A 1,939-nucleotide genomic window follows, 5' to 3' on the forward strand; every position below is an offset into this window, starting at 1 on the left:
ATGACGCTGACATTACTCATTGCTGCACCTCCCTGATTCCCATCAACTCATCCTGAAGTCTCTGAACGATTTCCCGCTGCTGTGAATGTTTCTTCTCCAGGTCAAACATTCTGGCAGTGGCTTCTTTGACCGCTTCGTGAGCGGCTGTCCTTTGCTCTTCCAGTGTCTGCAAAAGGTTTTCGTTATGCGCCAGACGACGCTTAAAAGCATCGTCGTCAAAACGCATCATGGTTCTCCCGCTCTTGCTTAACCATGGATTCAGCCAGGCGGTAGAGCTCTTCACCCAGCTCAGCGGCAACCAGCTGTATAAGCGCCAGCGATCTGGCAGAAACTGAAATAAGGTACTGGCCGTGATTCAGATTGTCCGGTCTGGCGGAGAGGAGGTCGGCGTCAAACTGATCCACAAGTCCAACGGATTCAGACTCAATGGCAATGTCGCAGGCCTCTCTGATGCCTTCTGTGTGGGCGTGACGGGCTTCGTCCGCCGAAGTGGGGCAGTGGTTCATAAGTAATCCTCATTACTTGGTTGTTCTCATTTGCTCTGTTTTCAAGTTAGCAACTTTAAGTTATCAATGCAAACAAAATGTTTTATTTTATTCCGAGTGAGTGAGGCGAAGGGATTCGGTAGAGGTCGTTAAGGGAAATTGAGACAGAAAGCGGCGACCATGAGAGGGGGGAGGGTCGCCTGGAAGGGGTTAAATCAAGTCAAAGCGGGATAAAAAAGGTTTCAGGTCGTGACCGTCAGCAGACTTTTCAATGGTGTTAATTTCTACACGGCTGCGCTCGTCGTCTACCCACTGCATATATTCTGCCATAGGGGTTATGGCGTACTCCACTGAGCTACCCATCAAAAAAGGGATAGCCAGAATATCGGGTCTCTCATCCTCAAACATCGGGCACAGCCAGCCAGAAAAGCCCGGCATTGGAATAAATAAGTTGATAGTTGTGGAGGGGTTGGAAGTAGAGGAAGCGCGGTAATCAAAACGGGTTTTCAGCTCTAAGATCTGTATGTTGTGCGCTGCAAGCTGCTCTCCAAAATCATCTTCAACCTGACGGATTGCTGCGCTCCTGGCCTGCAGCCAGTGTTTTTGTGTGTAGGACAGCTTTTCAGCCCATTGCTCTGCCTGCCGATAGACACTGGCAAGAGAGCTATCGCCTGATTCAATTCCGCTTTCTGGCGCATCGTGATTTTTATCCAGCCAGCCCTTCTCAAGAGAAAATACAGACTCGATCTGCCGGGCAAATGTATGGCCAATATTGCGAACTGCATTTTCTCGCAGGTAAACCCCGACGTGCTGAGGCGACTTATCCAGCCGACGCGCCAGTTCTGACTTCGAGATATTTTCCTGTTTTAAAAGTTTTAAGGCGTTGCGACGCCTGAGCTGCCTGATATCCATCGTTCCATTTTAGAACAGGTGGAAAACAGCGGTAGACACAAAATTTTATAAAACTGTTGAAAAATTATAACAAAAAGTTTTAACATCTAAAACAAGCATTACAGGAGGACGTTTTGCGATGGATTTTAAAACTTTTTGGAAGCGGCTTAGCAAAGGAGGGCAGGAGGAGTTTGCCGCAGAGCTGGGGTGCAGTTCGGCAGTTATTCGCAGCGCTTACATCTACAGCGACAAAAGACCTTCAAACGAGCGTATCGCAAGGATGGTGGCAGCAAGCAAAGGCGCATTGAAGGTAGAAACAGCGATCGAGTGTTTTATCACTGAGCCAGTGAGAAAGGAGTTGTGCAGGATTCAGAAATTGGAAAGCCCCGCGAACGGGGCTTAGAGCAAATGTTCAATGTGAATGAGGAAAAACACAAATGAACAATTCCATTATCGACAAACAAGAACAAAAACTCAAGCGGCCTTATGCCAGCATCGGCAGGTTGATCAAAAACCAGCGGGAAGGGCTGGGGCTTTCCAAGATCGATCTGGCAGGAAAAATC

At 48.2% G+C, this 1,939-nt stretch carries 4 protein-coding genes; 1 reads left to right on the forward strand and 3 read right to left on the reverse strand.

The features are described 5' to 3' along the window. Positions 1 to 16: 16 nt before the first annotated feature. The 3 genes from ACNRUY_RS26355 to ACNRUY_RS26365 form a co-directional block, all read right to left on the reverse strand. The gene (locus tag ACNRUY_RS26355) at positions 17 to 229 is read right to left on the reverse strand and encodes a hypothetical protein (RefSeq protein WP_488114640.1); all 213 of its coding nucleotides are present in this window, start codon (positions 227 to 229) and stop codon (positions 17 to 19) included. Continuing rightward, complete coding sequence (locus tag ACNRUY_RS26360; protein ID WP_488114641.1) at positions 216 to 506, reverse strand: hypothetical protein; 291 nt, start codon at positions 504 to 506, stop codon at positions 216 to 218. The genes ACNRUY_RS26355 and ACNRUY_RS26360 overlap by 14 nt, the downstream gene beginning before the upstream one ends. A gap of 189 nt (positions 507 to 695) precedes the next feature. Next, a complete protein-coding gene (locus ACNRUY_RS26365) occupies positions 696 to 1,397 on the reverse strand; it encodes a hypothetical protein (RefSeq protein ID WP_488114642.1) in 702 nt (233 codons plus the stop codon). A gap of 118 nt (positions 1,398 to 1,515) precedes the next feature. On the opposite strand from ACNRUY_RS26365, the gene ACNRUY_RS26370 reads away from it, so the two are divergent. After that, complete coding sequence (locus ACNRUY_RS26370; protein ID WP_488114643.1) at positions 1,516 to 1,779, forward strand: hypothetical protein; 264 nt, start codon at positions 1,516 to 1,518, stop codon at positions 1,777 to 1,779. The last annotated feature ends 160 nt before the right edge of the window (positions 1,780 to 1,939 follow it).

This window comes from Endozoicomonas sp. Z74 (genome assembly GCF_057680865.1).